The organism is Paenibacillus sp. FSL K6-1122, assembly GCF_037977015.1.
Lineage (GTDB): Bacteria > Bacillota > Bacilli > Paenibacillales > Paenibacillaceae > Paenibacillus > Paenibacillus amylolyticus.
The window spans coordinates 5884427-5903725 of record NZ_CP150272.1 but is presented as its reverse complement, the minus strand read 5'-3'; the positions used below and the strand labels follow the sequence as shown (position 1 = coordinate 5903725).

Below are 19299 nucleotides of genomic sequence, written 5' to 3'. Positions count from 1 at the left end.
ATCGGTACGTGCTGCAGAATTGGCTGGACAGCCTGAAGGAATTGAATGGCATCACGATTATGCTGTTGCTGATTGTGGCTGCTTCATTATTGCAGGGTTGGTCCAGAGGGGCTTCACGTTCAGCAGGCAGACTCTTTGGGTTCCTGATGGATGGCATTATGGCGGTCATTGGTATTCTGTTGTCGATCGGTTTAACGTTGTGGCTTGCGCCATATGTACAGCAGTGGCTGTCTGAGTATGCTTCAGCCATGCCTAACCGTGAGTTGAACCGGTGGGAACAGATGTATTATACGTTGGTTACGGCGATTGCAGATTTTCCGCTGATGCGGTTCGCTGTATTATTTGTACTTAGCTATGGACTCATCCGACTGATTCTCGGGTTTCTCTCTTCATTTATTTTTAGCAGCAGGCAGAGGTCAGCCGAGGAAAGTGCGCCAAAAGGTATGTTTAGTCGGTTGACGGGTGCATTCATTGGCACGATCATAGGCTCCGTCCGCGGAATGATTGTCATCGCAGTTTTGTTCATGATTGTCAGTCTTTACCCTGGGAGCATGTTCAGCCGATATGTGGAAGCATCTCCGATCTATATGCAAGGGGCCAAATCGGTTATCGAACCGTTGTCCGGCACGTTTATCAAGGACAAGCTACCCGTATTTACGCAGGCTGTGCAGAAGGAACTGGGCGGCATCCTGCAACGCAAATATGAAGTCATCGACCACAATATTCCGACGGATATTGAATCTGCAGCGAGTGAGATTGTCAAAGGCCAATCGACAGATGAAGCCAAAGCAAGAGCGCTTTACGACTGGGTAGGTTCACGTATTCAGTATGACTATGGTAAAGTGGATGACTATGAGCAAAAGGGCATATGGCATGAACAAAATCCACAGAATACATTTGATACACGCAAAGGCGTATGTATTGATTATGCCCGTCTTTATGCCGTGATGGCCCGTTCACAAGGACTTGAAGTCAAAGTTGTTACAGGACTTGGTTATAACGGCCAGGGAGGGTATGGTCCGCATGCGTGGAATGAGGTGTATTTGAGTGGTTCCGAGAGCTGGGTTCCGCTTGACCCGACATGGGCGATCAGTGGAGACTGGTTTAATCCTCCGAATTTTGCCGACACCCATCTAAAGGATCAATCAGCTTAGCAATACAACGGACATGGGTCCGGAATATGACGACGTTGCCAGGTTATCATGCCGCGGAGAATCAGTTTGAGCGGTATGCATCAAGTCATGAAAGAGGTAGGATGGATGAAAAAACATTCCAATGAGAAGGATGAACTTACGGACAAACGGCGCTTCAGTTACCGAATGAACGTATTTTTCTTCGCTTCCTTTGTTATTTTTAGCGTTATTATTGTACGCTTGGCCTTTTTACAATTTGTCGAAGGGCCTGAGCTTAGTCAGGAAGAAGCAAGTAACATTACCAAGGATGTACCACTTCCTCCTGTGAGAGGCACGATCTATGATTCTACAGGTGAAGTGAAGCTGGCTTATTCCAAGCCCATTCAGTCGCTATACTTGACGCTGTATAAAAACTATGGGGATGTTGATGGGAAACCGAGTCCTAATATAGGGGAAGTGCAAGATATTGCAACCCGGTTGCATGATGTGTTTGAACAGTACAAGCTGAAGGATTCAGAGTCACTTACAGTGGAGAAAATTATAGAAGAGATGGACTTGAACTCCCGCAAAGCGAACGGTTTTATGCCGCGTCTGATCAAGAGTGATCTGTCCGAGGAAGAGGTAGCTTATTTCCTGCAACATAAGGACGAGTTCAAAGGTATTCAGATCGTCGAAGAGAGTGTGCGATTCTACGATCCGGATACGGTAGCGGTTCAGACCATCGGTTATCTGAAAAAGTTCAGAAGTTCGAAGTCCTTGAACAAATACAAAGAGGTGGATGAGGCCAATAAAACGCAAACGGATCCGGGCCTGGTGTATACAGAGAATGAATTTGTAGGCTTTGATGGACTGGAACTGCAATATCAGGATGCTCTCCGCGGCAAAAGTGGATATACATCCGTTGATGTTGATTTGCGTAATTTGCCTGAAGGTGTAGCAGGTTCTACCCCGCCGCAGAAAGGGTACGACCTGATTTCCAGCATTAACAAGAACGTTCAGGTGAAAACAGAACAGGCCATTCTGGATCAGTTGAGTTGGCTTCATCGGAATCCGGTTTCCGGTCGATTACATCCAAATGCCAAGACCGGATTTGCAGTTGCGATGGAAGTGGATACGGGGAAAATCGTATCTGCTGCCAGTATGCCAGATTATGATACCAACATCTGGAGAACAGGCAGTATCACAAATGATCAGTATGATGATATCAAATATGTGTATCAAAATGGTACGATTCGTTCATTCCCTCCGGATGACTCTAAAAAGCGAGCTGAATCGATCGTGCTACTCGGTTCCACCATCAAACCGCTTAGTGTCTTAATCGGTTTGAAAGAAGGTTTCTTCACTACCAATACGGTTTATTCGGATAGAGGTTCAACGACCTTTGGTGGGGACAATCGCAGAGTGCAGAACTCATCAGGGCATGTGTATGGTGCAATGTATCCTCGTGATGCGATTCGTCATTCCTCGAACGTATTCATGATTGATGAGATTGGGAAGAAGATGTACTCAAAATACGGTGCGACCGGAATTGACAAATGGGATGAATACATGAAGCAGTTCGGCCTTGGTGTATCTACAGGGGTTGATCTGCCGAATGAATTCCTGGGCATACGGGATTACATGAACGACACGGAAAGCTCGCTGACTCGTCTCGTGTATGGTTCCTTTGGACAGCAGGGAAAATACACAACCATGCAGTTAGCACAGTACACGACAATGCTGGCGAACAAAGGAAAACGGATGGAGCCACAATTGGTTAGAGAGTTCCGGGATTCGGAAGGCAACGTGGTCGAGAAAGTAAAACCGAAGGTACTCAGCACGGTGGAGTTTAACGATGCCTACTGGAATGAAGTACAACGAGGCATGGCAACCGAGGTATCTGCATTTAGCGGATTCCCTTATGACTTTGCTAGAAAAACAGGAACATCGACACAGGTAGTAGGCGGTAAACTGGTGGATAACGGTGTATTTATCGCCTATGCACCACGTAATAATCCAAAGCTTGCTGTCGCTGTGGTTATCCCCGAAGGGGGCTTTGGATCGAGCAGTGCGGCTCCGGTTGCACGTGCGATCTTCGATGCCTATGACGAGGAGTTCGGTCTCGACGGTGTACCGAAAAAGGACAAAAATAAAGATTCAGATTCGGAATCAGGCACACAGTAATGTGAGGCATTGGTTACAGAGGGGACCCTTCGTGGGTCCTCTTTTTTGTTTTTACGTGGAGAATGGATCGTAAGAGTGAACTAATTAGTTGCATTAATATGTAACCATATGAGCTGTACCACGTTTATATAAGGGAAGGGTAAACGCGATCTGGAGAGCGGGACAACGTTGATATGTCAGTGTTTACATTGAAATCGGTAGATGGGGTAGTGTAAAAGTTCTGTTTACGAAAATGTAACTAAATATTGAAAGACGTGACAGCTAACCTTTGGTAGACTTGGTTGAGAAAGGATTAAATATCGGATTGAACGCGTTCACAAGACGGATTAAGTATTTTATTTTTATAGAGGAACGGGAGAGGCTTAAAACATGTTTAACCGATTGAGGAAGAAACCCATGACTGAGGAAGATACACCCGTCAACAAGCCTTCCACCGCAAGGCTGAATCTGTTTTTTTTCGCGGCATTTGTCATATTCAGTATCCTTATTTTCAGATTAGCCTTTGTGCAATTTGTGGAGGGTCCTGAACTGACGTATATGGAAACGAGTCGTAATACCAAAGACATTCCACTCGCACCTGTTCGTGGTCCCATTTATGATGCGACAGGGAAAGTCGCGCTGGCTTATTCCGAACCTGTACAGTCCCTCTATGTGCTGTTATATGAGGATTATCGGAATGATGAACGTAGACAGGAAGCAGAGGAACTGGCTCATGATCTGGCGGCTGTGTTTAAGCAGTTTAATCCAGGGGACAAAGAGCAGCCGGACGGGGAAGAGATCATCAAACGATTGGATCTGGATTACCAGAAAACGTTTGGGTATGTGCCGAGGCTTGTGAAATCGGATCTATCGACCAAAGAAATTGCTTTTTTCATGGAGAAAAAAGCAGATTATCCGGGCGTTATGGTGCTGGAAGAAAACATAAGAAAATATGACCCGGATGGTGTAGCCGTTCAGGTTGTGGGTTACACAAGAGAGTTCAAGCGAGCACCAGATTCCATTGCCAAATATAAGGCCATCCGTGAGGGGGCAAGTACCCAGCGTGATCCTGGTCTTGTGTACCATGAAGAAGAAAAGGTTGGCTTCGATGGGCTGGAGCTTCAATACCAGGAAGAACTCCGTGGACGAAGCGGATATCAGTCCATTGATATTGACGCACGTAATCTGCCAGATGGGACGATGTTACAAACACCACCGGAGAAAGGCTACAGTCTGGTCTCCACCATTAACAAGGAAATTCAGATGGCCGCACAAGAAGCAATAACGGACGAATTGCGCAGACTCCCTAAGGCAATTACCGGATACGCAGTAGCCATGGAAGTGGATACGGGGAATGTGGTGGCTATGGCGAGTATGCCGGATTATGATCCGAACGATTGGGATTATGACAAAATCAAATATGTGTTCCGGAATGGAACCACCGAGTCGTTCCCACCGAATGATGCCAAGCCTAGTCGCGCGGAATCCGTTATACTTCTTGGATCAGTAATCAAGCCGCTAAGTGTGCTGATTGGATTGAAAGAGGGATTATTTACAGCAGGACAGACTTATCACGATCAGGGATATGCTATCTTGGGGAAAGACGGACGACAAGTGAAGAACTCACATTCTGCGTATAATGGTTCTATCACGGCGAGAAGAGCGATCGAGAAATCCTCCAATGCGTTTATGATCGATATGGTAGGTAAACGTTTGTTAAGCAAATATGGCTCGGAAGGAATTGATATCTGGGACAAACACATGAAGGAATTTGGCTTGGGTGTGTCCACTGGTGTAGATCTGCCTAACGAATTTCTGGGTAGGCTAGAATATACTAATAAAGACGAATCAGCTCTAACACGTTTGGCATTTGCCTCATTTGGGCAACAAGCCAAGTACACTACGATGCAACTCGCACAATATACCACCATGCTTGCCAATAAGGGCAAGCGGATGGAACCACATCTGGTGAAGGAAATACGTGACGCGGACGGCAATGTGGTGAAAGAGATCAAACCTAAGGTGCTTAATGAAGTTGATTTTGCCGATGCGCACTGGAATGAAGTGCACAAAGGAATGGTTACCAAAGTAAGTGCATTTGACGGTTTCCCTTACGATTATGCTCGGAAAACAGGAACATCAGAGCAGGGAACCGGACCGAACAAAAAAGAGAATGGTGTATTTATTGCCTTTGCACCACGAGATAATCCGAAGCTTGCTGTCGCCGTTGTTGTACCTGAAGGTGGATTCGGGTCAGTCAGTGCTTCACCAATAGCACGGAAAATCTTCGATGCATATGATGAAGTGTATGGTCTCGATGGAACGCCGAAAGGTAAGAAAGACAAAGGGAAAGACAAAGAGTAATGTAAAAGAAACGAGGCAGATGTAGCGCTTTTACATCACATCTAACAGGTTAATGAAGTGAACAACATATGAATTTGGACAGGCAGGGGAAATAATCCCTTGCCTTTTTTTTTGGCTTCGGATAAAATTTGCACAAGGGAAACATTATTAGTCTTGATTAAAATTTAATACCTTGTACAACAAAATTAGATGTAGACAAGTATTTTAGGAAAGGGAAAGGGGTCGGTTGAATTGTTAATGGTGAAAATGAGGAGTATTCAGAGGGGGGTCATTACGCTAGCGGCTCTGGTTCTGGTTGTTGTACTTACGGCATGTTCCAGTGATGCAGAGACAAGCAGTGATGGCAAGCTACAAGTAACCGCTACAACAGGAATGATCGCTGACGTAGCACGTGAGGTAGGCGGGGCATATGTTGATGTTACCGGGCTAATGGGCCCGGGCGTTGATCCCCACTTGTACAAGGCATCCCAAGGTGATATTCGCAAGCTGGAACAAGCAAAAGTCATTTTCTATAATGGACTGCATCTTGAAGGCAAAATGACAGACATTTTGGAGAAAATGTCCTCAAGCAAGCTGGTTACTGCTGTTACAGAGACTATTCCAGTCGAGGAGTTACACTCAGGCAAAGATACAGGCGGCACCGAATATGATCCACACGTCTGGTTTAACGTCAGCCACTGGATGCATGCGGCAGAAGCCGTACGCGATACGCTCGTGGAGGCGGACCCGGACCATGCAGAAGAGTACAAGGCTCAGGCAGAGGCGTATCTGGCGAAGCTCGAAGCACTGGATGCAGAGGTGCGTGAGAAGATTCTGGAGATTCCGGAAGCAAGCCGGGTATTGGTTACGGCGCATGATGCATTTGGATATTTCGGTCAGGCTTATGGCATGAAAGTGATGGGGCTTCAGGGCATCAGTACTGCAGCCGAATACGGAGCAAAAGATGTTAGCGAACTGCGGGATTATCTCGTAGATAACCATATCAAAGCAGTATTTGTTGAATCGAGTGTGCCTGCAAAAGCGATGGAAGCCATCATTGCCGGAGCAGCTCAAAAAGGACATACGGTCAGCATTGGCGGAGAACTGTTCTCGGATGCCATGGGGGCTGAGGGAACGGAAGAAGGCACATACATCGGTATGATTCGCCACAATGTTGAGACGATTGTAGAAGCACTGAAATAATGAATCACATGAAGAGAGGAGTACAGGATTATGGAAGATACAACTTTATTGAAACAAACTCCTACGAAACTGAACAACAGTCACTTGCAGGGAACGCAGCCAACATCGGCTCCTCTTAGTGTGAGGGATCTGGCTGTTGCGTATCACAAAAAGCCGGTGCTTAGCAGCGTATCCTTCGATATCCCAGAAGGACAACTCATCGGAATCCTCGGACCGAATGGTGCGGGGAAATCGACCCTGATCAAAGCTGTTCTGGGACTGGTACCGAAGATGCATGGAGAGGTACGGATCTTCGGTCAATCGTACAGGGAACAACGTCGCCGCATCGGTTATGTGCCCCAACGGGAATCGGTGGACTGGGATTTTCCAACGCATGCACTCGATGTGGTGATGATGGGACGGTATGGTCATCTAGGCTGGTTCCGTCGTCCGGGGAAAAAGGAGCGAGACCTGGCGGCACACTGCCTTGAGCAAGTCGGCATGGGTGATTACATGTACCGCCAGATCAGTCAGTTGTCCGGTGGACAGCAGCAACGTGTCTTTCTGGCGCGGGCACTCGTGCAAGACGCAGATTTGTATTTCATGGATGAGCCATTTGCAGGTGTGGATGCCACCACAGAGAAAGCGATCATTTCGCTTTTGGAACAGTTGAAGAAACAAGGCAAGACCGTACTGGTTGTTCACCATGATCTGGCGACAGTCGAGGAATACTTCGACCATGTGCTGCTGCTCAATGGACGACTGGTGGCAGGTGGGCCGACAAGTGAAGTATTTGTACCGGATACACTGCAAGAGACGTACGGAGGCCGGATTGCGATGATCGGAAGCCGGACGGAGAAAGGCCAGGTGTAGTGCATGTGGAACTGGATCGTTGCCATCTTATCTGACCCCAATACACGTTGGATATTGCTTGGCTGTCTGTTGTTAGGATTCAGTAGCGGAATTATTGGCTCCTTCACCTTTCTTCGTAAACAGAGCCTGATGGGGGACACCCTTGCTCATGCTGCTCTGCCTGGGATCTGTATTGCATTTATGTTGACGGAAACGAAGTCGGTCGGATTGTTCCTGTTCGGTGCTCTGGTGGCTGGCATTGTCGCTACCTTCGGAATCTCGTGGATTACGCGCTACTCCCGAATCAAGCAGGATGCGGCGATGGGAATTGTGCTGACCGTATTTTTCGGGGTTGGGGTAGTGATGCTGACGCGCATCCAGCATGGGGCGAGCGGAAGTCAAAGCGGACTCGATAAATATTTGTTTGGGCAGGCGGCATCTATGGTCATGACGGATGTGTATGTCATGGGTGGCGTATGTCTCGTATTACTGATTGCCTGTCTTGCCTGGTTCAAGGAATTCAAACTGGTGAGTTTTGACCCGGGATTTGCACGTGGTATGGGACTGCCAGTTGCCATGTTAGAGCAGCTTATCCTGCTCTTAACGGTGATCGCGGTGGTTGCCGGAATTCAGGCTGTTGGTGTGGTACTTGTTGCAGCCTTGCTGGTAACCCCAGCAGCAGCGGCACGTTGCTGGACCGACTCACTCGCACTGATGGTGGTATTGGCTGGCATATTTGGTGCATTGAGTGGTGCAACAGGGACTATCTTCAGTACGCTTGTACCTAATCTGCCGACAGGACCTGTAACCGTTCTTGCGGCTACGGTGTTGTTTGCCGGGTCAGCCTTGCTGGCTCCGCGTCGTGGATTATTAGCTCGACGTTTGCGTAGTATTCAGGCAAAATCGGCGTATATGCGTGAAGAGCGGGCTACACTCCAGACTCTCGCCACACAGCGAAATCAGCAGGAACGGGGGGAGATATAATGGCAACGTTTTGGATTATCTTAACGGCCGTATTGGTTTCTTCCGCCTGCGCCATCCTCGGTTGTTTTCTGATTCTGCGGCGAATGGCTCTGGTCGGTGATGCGATCAGCCATGCGGTTCTCCCCGGTATTGCGATTGCTTTCCTGTGGAGCGGTTCCAGAGATTCATTATGGATGCTACTTGGTGCAACGGTGTTTGGACTACTGACGGTGTTCTTCATACAGAGTTTGCAGGCGGGTGGACTCTCGTCTGATGCCTCGATCGGAATTGTGTTTACAGCACTCTTCGCAGTAGGTGTCATTCTGATTAGTCTGAACGCCCAGCATATTGATCTGGATCTGGACTGTGTTTTGTTCGGTGAGATCGCTTATGTACAGTGGGATACGCTAACCCTTGGAGGTACGGATGTCGGGCCGAGGGCGGTCTGGATGCTGGGTATCACTTTGCTAGTCATCCTCGTCGTTATTGGGCTGTTCTACAAACAGTTCAAGTTATGTGCCTTCGATCCGGCGCTGGCTGCGGCCTGCGGCATTCCAGTAGTGCTGTTCCACTATCTGCTCATGGGACTCGTTTCGATGACGTCCGTAGCTTCATTTGAAAGTGTTGGTTCGATTCTCGTTGTGGGCATGCTGATTGTACCTGCGGCGGCGGCTTACCTTCTCACTGATCGTCTGGGCAAAATGATTCTGTATGCCGTCCTAATCGGAGCAGCATCCTCGGTTGGAGGTTACATCATGGCATACGCCCTGGATGCTTCCATTGCGGGCTGTATGGTAGCTGTTGCTGGAATTCTGTTTGTTCTTGCACTGCTGCTGTCACCGAAACATGGCATCGTATTCCGTTACGCTCGTCGCAAATTCGCGGCAAGGTAATGGAAGTTTAAGTAGATAACAGGTGAATAAACAAAATTTTAAGAAGCCGTCTGCATCGCAGGCGGTTTTTGCGTATCTGATCGTATTACTTTTACAAGGGCAACCGGATATAACATATGCAATATAAATGATAATGTAGCGTCATCCTGCCGATTACGGGTTATTTTGTTGCATACAGATGATCTGTGGTAAAATGTCGTTAGCTGTGACGTCCGGAGCGTCCGTTTTACGGATGCCGGGCGATCTTGTTGTGAAAGAATGTTTAAAATAGATAAAGAGAACCTTTAAGTTGAACTGGAGAACCATTGTGGAACGGAAAGGGCCCGCGTAGTGCCTGAATGGATATCCATGAGTTCAATTTGGAGAGAGACAACCTAGGAGGAAATACTGTATGAGTGAACTGAAATACAAATTGCTTGCATTGGATATGGATGGAACATTACTTAACGATAATCATGAAATTACACAGGAGACCGCCAAGTGGATTCAAATTGCCATTCGTCGGGGTGTACATGTGTGCCTTTCTACGGGAAGAGCGGTATTCCACGCGATGCCTTATGCGGTCCAGCTTGGGCTGGAGACACCGATGGTTACCGTTAACGGCAGTGAGGTCTGGAAAGCACCGCATGATCTGCATATGCGTCATCTGATGGACCCGGCATTGATTCGCAAAATGCAGGAAATTGGTGAGAAATATAACAGCTGGTACTGGGCATACTCCGTGGAAGAACTCTTCAATCGTGACCGCTGGACGGACAATATTGAAGGTCTGGAATGGTTGAAATTCGGTTTCAATACGGAAGTGGATGAAGTGCGTCACCAGATCATGATGGAACTGCAACAAATGGGCGGTCTGCAAATGACCAACTCCTCACCCGTTAATATTGAGATCAACCCTGCCGGCGTATCCAAAGCCAGTGGTGTAGCTGAAGTCTGCAAGCTGCTGGGCATCGAGATGTCCGAAGTTGTTGCTGTCGGAGACAGTTTGAATGATCTGGCTGTCATTGAGGCCGTGGGTCTTGGTGTAGCGATGGGTAATGCGCAGGAGCAGGTGAAGGAAGCGGCTGATCTGATCGTAGCGAGTAACAATGAAGACGGCATCGTCGAAGTGATCCGTGAACATATTTTGAAGGGGGAGTAACCTTTGCTCGCAACCGTTGCCTGGATTTTAATTGTGCTGCTGTTTGCAGTGGGGATGGCTGGAACGGTATATCCCATACTGCCTGGTGCTGTAGCGATTTTCTTCGCGTTTCTGGTCTACGGCTGGTTCTTCAGCTTTGATCCGTTTGGTGTGTGGTTCTGGATCATTCAGATTCTGATTGTTGTTGTGTTGTTTGTGGCTGATTATGTCGTCAGTGCATGGGGCGTGAAGAAGTTCGGTGGCTCCAAGTTATCAACAACGCTGAGTACCATTGGTGTTATCATTGGCCCATTTGTCATTCCGGCATTTGGACTGGTGCTGGGACCATTTATCGGTGCATTTATCGGGGAACTGATCGGAGGGTCTTCACCTTCCAAAGCGTCGAAAGTTGGATTTGGTTCCGTTGTGGGGCTATTTACGAGTACTGTGATGAAAATTATTTTGCAAATCGTCATGATTGTTCTCTTTATTATCTGGGTGGTAAGATTCGCCTAAACGTTCAGGATTAGCTTCAACGGGATGCACGTCCGGTGTGGAGGAAAGAAGGGGAATTCGTTTGTCTAAGAAAGAAACATTCATTAGGGGTACGCTCATACTGGCGGCCGCTGCACTGATCGCAAGAGTACTCGGATTGGTTCAACGGGTGCCGCTGGAGCATATCCTCGGCGATATCGGTAACGCATCGTTTACCATCTCCAATACGGTATATTTAATGCTGTTAACTGTAGCAACGGCGGGCATACCGAGTACACTTAGTAAGATGGTATCGGAACGCTATGCGCTCGGACGCGCGAGTGAAGCCCAACAGATCTACCGTGCAGCCCTGATCTTTGCCGCTGTGGCCGGGGTAGTCATGTCTGCTTTGTTGTGGTTCGCGGCACCTTATTATGCTACGTATGTGTCCAAAGTACCGGAGTCGGTCAGCGCCATTCGCGCCTTGGCTCCAGCGTTACTACTTTTCCCGGCTATTGCGATGATGCGTGGATATTTCCAAGGACGCGGCAACATGACAGCGGGTGGTATTTCACAGATTGTTGAACAGTTCGCCCGTGTAGGTACAGCCATTATCGTGGCTTATGTCATGCTACAATGGAATTATGATGACCAGACGATTGCTGCAGGTGCTTCATTTGGTGGGGTATTAGGAAGTGTGGGTGCCTTCGGTGTCATGCTGTACTTCACCTTGAAGCTACGTCGTAGCGACCGTGCGGCCCAATTGAATTACGAGCGTGCAGAGCAGTTACCGATGCGAGGTATCTACAGTGATATCTTTAAGCTGTCTATTCCAATTGTGCTGTCTTCACTTGCGGTTCCAGCCATTAACTTCATCGATTCATCCCTTGTGGTACCACTGCTTAGTGGCCAGATCGGACTCGAAGAAGCGACTGGTGTACTTGCGATCCTGGGTGCGAAAGCCCAAAGTATTGCGGGTATTCCTCCGATTCTTGCTATCGCTTTGAGTCAATCATTGGTGCCTGTCATATCGGCAGCATTTGCCCGCAAGGATGAAGCGCATCTGAAAAGTCAGGTTACACTTGCCTTGCGCATTTCGATTCTGACTGGTATGCCGATTGTCATTGCACTTTGTGCGGCAGCGTATTCGGTCAACGGATTGCTGTTTACCAATCTGGATGGAACGCCGATCATTGCCTTGTTAACATTCGGTACCATTTTCCAGATTACGATGATGACCACCAACTCTATTTTACTAGGGGTAGGGAAACCGCGGATTACGATGATCAGTGTCGCAGCAGGTGTTGTGATCAAACTGATCGCAAGTCTGATTCTGGCGCCGATCTTCGGCATTTACGGCATCATTATTGCAACGGCCCTCTGCTTCTTGGTCATCACGTACCTGAATCTGCGGGTCCTTCGTAAAATCGTTGATTTCTCCATCATGGGAGATCGTTGGAAAGGATTTATCATTACAGTGTTGCTTGCAGCAGGTGTAGGATTTGCAACGAACTGGATTGGGAATACGATCTTTGGACTGTTCCTGCCAGCGCGTGTATCCTTCTTGCTTACCTGCCTTGTGGTTGGTGTGCTTGTTGTGGTGGTGTATCTGGTTCTCATGGTTGTGCTGCGTGTACTGCGCAAGGACGAGCTGGGCAGTTACCCCCGTATTCTGCAAAAAATTCTTCGTCCACTTATGCGTCTTCAACGTGGAGCTGGGCAAAGAGGTTAAACATGCAAGGAGCATCATCCATGCTCCAATATTTTGTGAAAATAGGATACAAGCTCTGTCTGCTATTGAAGCGGACAGGGCTTTTTGTTTAGCTAAGGAGAGCTGAGCGACTGAACTCGACATTAGCCCAGCAAGCGAGGATTAGCGGTACATCGGATATCACATCATCCGTCTTTGCCTGCTCTATATAGTCTTCAACATTAGTGTGTGATGGCTCTCGCATCATGAGCCAGTGCTGTTTTCAGCATGCCATACCGGTGTTCGTGACTCATCTCAAACAGCCATGGGCGACGCGGTGCCGTCAGATAACCGAGACAATCCCGAGTCTGAAGCCAGTCCTGTCTGGTAATCGGTTCATAAGGCGTGTCCCCCCATACGGAGAGCAGTTCCGGACTATATAATCGTTGCCCTTCTGGAAGCCATTCTTCATCCATTAGCTCCTGAGCATAAAGTGTATGTTCCCCTGCCTCGTCTTCACGATTGGTAAACAGCCCAGGCCAATATTCAGCGCGCGAGCCACGATGGGGAACCAAGCGTGCGAACTCCAACACTTGTGTGTGTACTTTCTCCACGCCAAACAATAGTGCATATAGGCCTTTACCAAACATGATTCGCTCATCCAGTTTGCCAAAATGTTCAATGACGCGTCCTGCGAGTCCTGCTCCCTGTCCAAGAGGAAAGACGATATGATTCAGACCGGCCAGATTATGCAGATGGAATGCGGGTTTGGAAAGTACTTCTTTTTGAAAATAAGGATGCTGCACCACCCGGCTCTCGATATAGTTCTGCTCATTAATAATTAATGCCACACTTAGCAGTGAACTGCATCGTTCCAGCCAAAAGCGTTCCCAAAACGGCGTCATAAACGCCGATACGTGAAAGTGCGACAAGAGATGGAAACAGCTACGTCCGATCCGGCGACTGTTCATATACAGCAGAAGCTGTGGATATGCATCCTGGAAAATGAGTGCATTGCACCGCTCCAGCAGCCGATACATATGCTCGCGATCGCTTTGATTCTGTAGATTATGCATTAAGTCACTCTGAAGATCTGTCATGTGATATCCGCCGTTGCGAGAGACCATATGGGCCAGTAGTGCCCAATGCAGTTCGGGATATTGCTCATAACATTCCAGATAGGCTGCCGTGCGGGTGATATTACTCCGATTGTGCTCCTGAGTCAGTGTCTTAATCTCTTCCAGAATGATGCAATCTTCTTCGCAGACGAGTGCGCTTTGAACCTGGTCCGTGCGTGCAAAAGATTTGTTGCTGGCAGGTAACAAACGCTCCACCTCAGACTGTAAGGCAGCTGCCGTATCTGTATCCCACTCGATGTCACGCAAAGGGTGACGAAGCTGTGCAGAAGCTAGCCATGCAGCCTGTTTGCCACGCCAGATTTCCCGGGCAGCACCCGGAATGGAACGGACCATCTGCAGGAGGGACCCGTGATGTTGTTCGCTGGAAGAATCGGTTCTGGTGGAAGTCATGATGTGACATCCTTTCATGATGTTCTGGGTTTAATTTCACAGACCATGTGGTTATTCTAAGTATGCGCTGATTATTTGACTTCCACTCGCCAATTTGCTTCACTTAGGGTAAGACAAGGTACAGAAAGGGAGATGAACCGAATGGAACAGATTACTTCCAAACCGGCTTTTGATGTAGCCATCCAATCCCCACGTTTGACGATTGCCGTATTCAAGGCAGACTGGTGTGGTGACTGCAAATACATCGATCCGTTTATGCCTGAGGTTGAAGAGAAATATGCACGTGAACTGACCTTAATTGAGGTCGACGTGGATCAGGTTGGAACCGTTAGTGAAGAGCAGAATATTCTTGGCATTCCAAGCTTTGTGGCGTATACAGATGGCCGCGAACTCGTACGGTATGTGAACAAGCTGCGCAAGTCGAGAGAAGAGATTGAGCAGTTCCTGGATCGCGCAGTTGAGGTGTACAACACGATTCATAAATAATGTTATACAAGCTCAACTTTTACACAGGCACTCCGATGACAGAATAACCTTTTGATCGCTGTTATCCCCAGATTTCTTTGATCCCTTTTATAAAGGGGAAATCCGGGGATAAAGGCGAAGCATATGCTTCCGATGCAGCTTTCTTTCAGAAAGCTTTTAGCTCCGCTTCTTCAGGCTATTTCTTTCCTCTCCGTTATTGTGTAAATGTTTCATTGAACTTATATAAAAGTATGACAGGTTCATGTTGTAAAAGGGTATAATAAAAAGAACGCCATTTCTCTTGAAATAGGGAAATGGCGTTTGTGTGTTCGACACGTTCTATGTAAGAAACGTTTCTGTACATATCCTCAATGACCTTCGGGTCATTATTTCACCAGACGTTAACATTTTGTCACAAAGCGCGACGTCAATGAACATTTTATCCGGTATAATGAATTTAGTTGTGAAATAAGTGTCAAAGTACCGAAACAAGCGGAGAATATTCTTCGCCATCTTAAACCAACAGCGGGTGAGAAAAAATTGAAACACTTAACTTTGTTTAAATGGTTAACCGTATTAACCTGTCTTGTCATGTTTCTGGCCACTTTTGGTGGAGGCATCGTAACCAAAACGGAATCAGGCCTTGGCTGCGGAACAGAATGGCCTTTATGTAACGGAAAACTCGTTCCCGCACATACTGTGGCTTCACTCATTGAATATTCCCATCGCGCTGTAAGTGCACTGGCTGGACTGTTGTCCATTGCCTCGTTTGTTGCTTTTCTGCGGTTTGGCAAGTCACGCCGTGACCTGCAATTGTTTTCTTTCTTAACTCTGGTATTTGTTATCGTCCAGGGAATCATGGGGGCTTTTGCCGTTGTCTTCTCCCAATCTTCAGCAGTCATGGCACTGCATTTTGGTTTTGCACTGATTGCTTTTGCCAGTTCTCTAATGATGGCGCTGGGCATAAGGCAGGAGGCCAAAGATGGCGGATTGGAGCGCCTGAATAAATACCCTCGGGTTAGCAAAAAATTCAGGAATCTGGTCTGGTTCTCCACCATTTACACATATCTCGTGGTATACACAGGTGCATTTGTGAGTCACACGGATTCTGCCGGCGGATGTTCTGGATTTCCGCTTTGTAACGGTCAGATTATTCCTGAGCTTTCGGGTGGGGTAGCGGTTGCTTTTGCTCACCGTGCAGCAGCTGCGTCGCTCGTGATTGTTATCGCGATTCTGGGTCACTTCGCTTACCGTAATCATCCGGACAACAAGGAAATGCGTACCCTTGGCGTGGTATCCGTTGTTCTTATTCTGATGCAAGTAGTAATTGGTATTTTCATGATGGTGACAATGAACCGTCCGGAAGTATACATGTTCGTAGCTCTTGCTCATATGCTGGATATCGCCATATTGTTCGGAGTCTTAACGTATATGAGTTTCCTGGTGTACAAGCTACATCGCCCGGCTAATCGTTTTTAAATATGAAAGTCCACCATCCAGTGATGTACATCATTGGACAGGTGGACTTTGTTTGATGTCAGAGGGATCAGGGCAACCTATGGCAAGCAGCAATTACACGGAATGAATGATGTTTCGTTTACGGTGATGAATTCTTGTTGATTTGGAAAAGAGGAGGTTAGATATGCTGCGAACGTTGTTGGGGGAAAAGCCACGTATAAACGAAGGTAAATTGAAGGCAGCGATGGACGCAATGGCGCATACGCTTGAGCTATTTCAACGACAAATGCATGTGGACCATGATCCCACGCATGACTATCGGAAACTGTATGTGTGGACTCAGGGACTCATCTCCTCACTGGATGAACTGGAGCAAAGCTGTTTCGCTGCTGCTCATTTTCGTAAAAAGGTCGTTGCAGGATCAACGGATGATATGACGCCGACTGAAAAAGCCGAGTATGCACGGTATGTGTATTTCTACAAAGATGGCTTTATCCGCTGCTTTGCCATTCTGGATAAAGTCGGCACGGTATTAAATGAAATATTCCAGTTGAATACTTCAAATACCAAAGCGCATTTTTCTTATTTCACAATGTTAAGGCAGTTCGACTATGCGAGGGAACATCATGATCTTGCGTTGCAATTAATACAGATCAAGGACTCTTATCGTGAGCCGATGAGCAAGCTGCGCAAACGACGTAATATGGAAATTCACTACATGAACTCAGAAATGCACGATGACCTGTGGCAGTTACACCAGACCTTGCAAGGTAAAGTGAAATTGGAGGATCTGAATCAGCATGTGCAGGAAATGCGTCAGGGTGTCGATATGGTCTGTGAAACGTTAACAGCCTCTTATAGTTATATCAATAAAATATGGAAAAGAAATAATTCCCTTTGACAAATCGGAATACTTGGAATATACTGAGTTTCAATCGAATGTTACACGGATATAACTGATTTTTTGGAAGTTACGTTCACATTATAAAGCATAAACTACATGAACTTATAAAATCCTACAACAACATATTTCTTATCGAGAGCGGCGGAGGGACAGGCCCGATGAAGCCCGGCAACCGATTTGTAATGACATGATACATGTATCATTCGTTATAGATGTTAGGTGCTAATTCCTACAAAATGGTGCAAGACACGATTTTGGCAGATGAGAAGGTATATTCTTTCACGTGAAGAGCCCTCTTTGTATCTGCAAAGGGCTCTTTTTTTGTACTTTAAGGGGAGTTTTCCTTTAGATCGGGTAAAGATACATGTAGGTGGTTGGAAAGGGGCAAGTGCGATTGATTGAATTAAAAGGTTTAACGAAAACGTACGGCAAAGGAACAAAATCTACAACAGCGTTATCCGAGTTGAATTTGAGCATCCAAAAGGGCGAAATCTACGGAGTGATTGGCCATTCCGGAGCGGGCAAAAGCACATTGATTCGCTGTATTAATTTGCTGGAACGGCCTACGGAGGGTGAGGTATGGGTTGACGGAATTAACCTGACTGAACTGAGCAAAACCGAATTGCAGCAACAGAGACGCAAGATCGGAATGATTTTTCAACACTTTAATCTGTTATCTTCGGCAACGGTATATGACAATGTAGCTTTTCCACTAAAGCTTGTGAATACACCCAAGGAAGCCATTGATCGCAAAGTGAAGGAAATGCTTGCACTGGTTGGTCTGGAGCACCACAGCAGCAAATATCCGGCTCAATTATCGGGTGGCCAGAAACAACGTGTAGGGATTGCGAGAGCACTTGCAAGTGATCCAAATGTACTTCTCTGTGATGAGGCTACTTCGGCACTTGATCCGCAGACGACAAATTCAATCCTGAAGTTATTACTCGACATTAATGAAAAGTACAACCTAACGATTGTGCTGATCACACATGAAATGCATGTCATTCAGAACATCTGTGACAAGGTGGCTGTCATTCATCAAGGTGGCATTGTGGAACAAGGACCTGTAACAGACGTGTTCCTGAAGCCACAGCATGCGATCACGCGGGACTTCATGATGCGTGACCATGAAGCTGGACTTGCTCTGGAAGAGACCGCTCTGGCAAATGCAGGCGTTGAATTGCAGGCAGGTGCTGCTTCCAAACTTGTGAAGATATCCTTTCTGGGTAACAAAACATATGAAGCGATTTTGTCCAGAACGGTACGTAAGACAGGAGTGGATTTTGCCATCCTGCAGGGAACAATCTCTACGATCAAACAGGTTCCTTATGGGCAGCTGACCGTTCGGTTCGAGGGTGATTCAAATGCGATTGATCGGACGATATCAGAATTAACCGCTGAGGGACTTGATGTGGAGGTGCTTCGTTAGATGGATTTTTCAACAGTTCGCTGGGAAGAGGTTGGTAAAGCCTCCATTGAGACACTGCAAATTTTGGGTGTATCAGGCTTGTTCACCGTAATTTTTGGTTTACCGCTCGGAGTGCTGCTGTTCATGACAGCCCGTTCTGCTTCGATCAAGTCACGGACGGTGTACATTATATTGTCCTTGATTGTGAATATTTTGCGCTCAGTCCCATTTATCATATTGATTGTTGCTCTTATACCGTTCACTCGTTCACTCGTCGGTACTGCTACAGGTGTGTTAGGTGTTATACCACCTTTAGTTATTTCAGCAGCTCCTTATTTTGCTCGTTTGGTGGAGACGACGTTGCGAGAAGTTGATCGGGGTGTCATTGAAGCGGCACAGTCGATGGGTGCATCGACCGGACAGATTGTAAGACGGGTGTTACTGCCTGAGGCACTGCCTGGACTGCTTGCGGGTATAACGATCACCATTGTTACGCTTGTCTCCTATACGGCGATGGCGGGCATGGTTGGCGGTGGAGGTCTAGGAACGCTGGCAATCAACTATGGGTATTATCGTTATCAGAATGAAATTATGATCATTTCCGTTGTATTTATGGTCATCTTAGTGCAAATTCTCCAGATGGCTGGAGATCGCTTGGTTACATTTTTCACCAGGAAATAACACATAGATAACATGATGGTTATGCAATAATGCGGACACCACATGACAAAAATGATTAGAGA

General features: G+C 47.1%; 16 protein-coding genes and 1 riboswitch. Of the genes, 15 read left to right on the top strand and 1 reads right to left on the bottom strand.

The window, feature by feature from the left end; translation table 11 throughout:
• Nucleotides 1-8 precede the first annotated feature (8 nt).
• The 10 genes from NSQ20_RS26430 to NSQ20_RS26385 all read left to right on the top strand — a co-directional run bounded on the left by NSQ20_RS26430 (nt 9) and on the right by NSQ20_RS26385 (nt 12834).
• A complete protein-coding gene (locus tag NSQ20_RS26430; RefSeq protein ID WP_036605735.1) occupies nt 9-1154 on the top strand; it encodes a transglutaminase domain-containing protein in 1146 nt (381 codons plus the stop codon).
• Nucleotides 1155-1259: 105 nt separating this feature from the next.
• A complete protein-coding gene (locus NSQ20_RS26425; RefSeq protein ID WP_076319829.1) occupies nt 1260-3296 on the top strand; it encodes a penicillin-binding transpeptidase domain-containing protein in 2037 nt (678 codons plus the stop codon).
• 396 nt (nt 3297-3692) lie between these two features.
• Nucleotides 3693-5639, top strand: coding sequence for a penicillin-binding protein 2 (locus tag NSQ20_RS26420; protein ID WP_340031213.1), 1947 nt, complete (start codon nt 3693-3695; stop codon nt 5637-5639).
• Nucleotides 5640-5876: 237 nt separating this feature from the next.
• Nucleotides 5877-6821 (top strand): zinc ABC transporter substrate-binding protein, encoded by a 945-nt coding sequence (locus tag NSQ20_RS26415; protein ID WP_076319827.1) that lies wholly within the window; start codon nt 5877-5879, stop codon nt 6819-6821.
• A gap of 30 nt (nt 6822-6851) precedes the next feature.
• A complete protein-coding gene (locus NSQ20_RS26410; RefSeq protein ID WP_235193917.1) occupies nt 6852-7673 on the top strand; it encodes a metal ABC transporter ATP-binding protein in 822 nt (273 codons plus the stop codon).
• Between the two features lie 3 nt (nt 7674-7676).
• Nucleotides 7677-8636, top strand: coding sequence for a metal ABC transporter permease (locus NSQ20_RS26405; RefSeq protein ID WP_340031212.1), 960 nt, complete (start codon nt 7677-7679; stop codon nt 8634-8636).
• Nucleotides 8636-9508, top strand: coding sequence for a metal ABC transporter permease (locus tag NSQ20_RS26400; RefSeq protein ID WP_076328977.1), 873 nt, complete (start codon nt 8636-8638; stop codon nt 9506-9508). Before NSQ20_RS26405 ends, NSQ20_RS26400 begins: the two co-directional genes overlap by 1 nt.
• A 391-nt stretch (nt 9509-9899) precedes the next feature.
• Nucleotides 9900-10649: a Cof-type HAD-IIB family hydrolase gene (locus NSQ20_RS26395; RefSeq protein WP_047841303.1), complete on the top strand. Its 750-nt coding sequence runs from the start codon at nt 9900-9902 to the stop codon at nt 10647-10649.
• Between the two features lie 54 nt (nt 10650-10703).
• Entirely contained in the window at nt 10704-11144 is a 441-nt protein-coding gene (locus NSQ20_RS26390; protein ID WP_047841365.1) for a DUF456 domain-containing protein, read from the top strand.
• A 61-nt stretch (nt 11145-11205) separates the two neighbouring features.
• Nucleotides 11206-12834 carry a polysaccharide biosynthesis protein gene (locus NSQ20_RS26385; RefSeq protein WP_074096383.1) on the top strand — a complete coding sequence of 543 codons (1629 nt, stop codon included), beginning with the start codon at nt 11206-11208 and terminating at the stop codon, nt 12832-12834.
• A gap of 200 nt (nt 12835-13034) precedes the next feature.
• On the opposite strand, the gene NSQ20_RS26380 is transcribed toward NSQ20_RS26385, so the two are convergent.
• Nucleotides 13035-14321 carry a DUF2515 family protein gene (locus tag NSQ20_RS26380; protein WP_340031211.1) on the bottom strand — a complete coding sequence of 429 codons (1287 nt, stop codon included), beginning with the start codon at nt 14319-14321 and terminating at the stop codon, nt 13035-13037.
• A 141-nt stretch (nt 14322-14462) separates the two neighbouring features.
• On the opposite strand from NSQ20_RS26380, the gene NSQ20_RS26375 reads away from it, so the two are divergent.
• From NSQ20_RS26375 to NSQ20_RS26355, 5 genes are all read left to right on the top strand, one after another.
• Nucleotides 14463-14807: a thioredoxin family protein gene (locus tag NSQ20_RS26375; RefSeq protein WP_017692403.1), complete on the top strand. Its 345-nt coding sequence runs from the start codon at nt 14463-14465 to the stop codon at nt 14805-14807.
• A 519-nt stretch (nt 14808-15326) separates the two neighbouring features.
• On the top strand, nt 15327-16265 hold the full coding sequence (locus tag NSQ20_RS26370) for a heme A synthase (protein ID WP_036605745.1): 939 nt from the start codon (nt 15327-15329) through the stop codon (nt 16263-16265).
• A 163-nt stretch (nt 16266-16428) separates the two neighbouring features.
• Nucleotides 16429-17145, top strand: coding sequence for a Cthe_2314 family HEPN domain-containing protein (locus NSQ20_RS26365; RefSeq protein WP_076253223.1), 717 nt, complete (start codon nt 16429-16431; stop codon nt 17143-17145).
• A gap of 129 nt (nt 17146-17274) precedes the next feature.
• Nucleotides 17275-17416, top strand: a riboswitch (SAM riboswitch).
• A 126-nt stretch (nt 17417-17542) separates the two neighbouring features.
• Nucleotides 17543-18577: a methionine ABC transporter ATP-binding protein gene (locus tag NSQ20_RS26360; RefSeq protein ID WP_101314217.1), complete on the top strand. Its 1035-nt coding sequence runs from the start codon at nt 17543-17545 to the stop codon at nt 18575-18577.
• On the top strand, nt 18578-19237 hold the full coding sequence (locus NSQ20_RS26355) for a methionine ABC transporter permease (protein WP_340031210.1): 660 nt from the start codon (nt 18578-18580) through the stop codon (nt 19235-19237).
• The last annotated feature ends 62 nt before the right edge of the window (nt 19238-19299 follow it).